This window comes from Streptomyces sp. NRRL F-5126 (assembly GCF_000721265.1).
Lineage (GTDB): Bacteria > Actinomycetota > Actinomycetes > Streptomycetales > Streptomycetaceae > Streptomyces.
Genome location: NZ_JOFZ01000077.1, coordinates 1 through 461 on the forward strand (window position 1 = coordinate 1; position 461 = coordinate 461).

General features: G+C 66.4%; 1 protein-coding gene. It reads left to right on the plus strand.

All coding sequences use genetic code 11. The features are described from left to right. A partial coding sequence (locus IH48_RS33960; protein ID WP_037844104.1) for a polyketide synthase dehydratase domain-containing protein occupies positions 1-461 on the plus strand: 461 nt, incomplete at both ends.

Genomic DNA, 461 nt, shown 5'->3' on the forward strand with positions numbered 1-461 from the left:
CTCGCCGAACACGGCTACACCTACGGCCCCACCTTCCAGGGCCTCACCGCCGCATGGCACGACAACCACCACACCTACGCCGACATCACCCTCCCCGAGGACCCCGACACCGTCACGGATGAGGCCGACGCGTTCGACATTCATCCCGCACTCCTCGACGCCGCCCTGCACACCATCGCCCTACAGGCACTGGACACCCCCAGCAGCGACGTGTCCGTGCCATTCTCCTGGACCGGCGTCGACCTGTACTCCACCGGCGCCCGCCAACTCCGCGTCAAACTCACCCCGACCAGCGACGACACCATCCGCATCCACCTCGCCGACACCCTCGGCACCCCCGTCGCCACCATCAACACCCTCACCACACGCCCCCTGCCGACCGAACAGCTCACCGACACCACCAAGACCATCCGAAACAGCCTCTTCCACATCGAATGGACCACACTGCCCGTCCAGGAGAC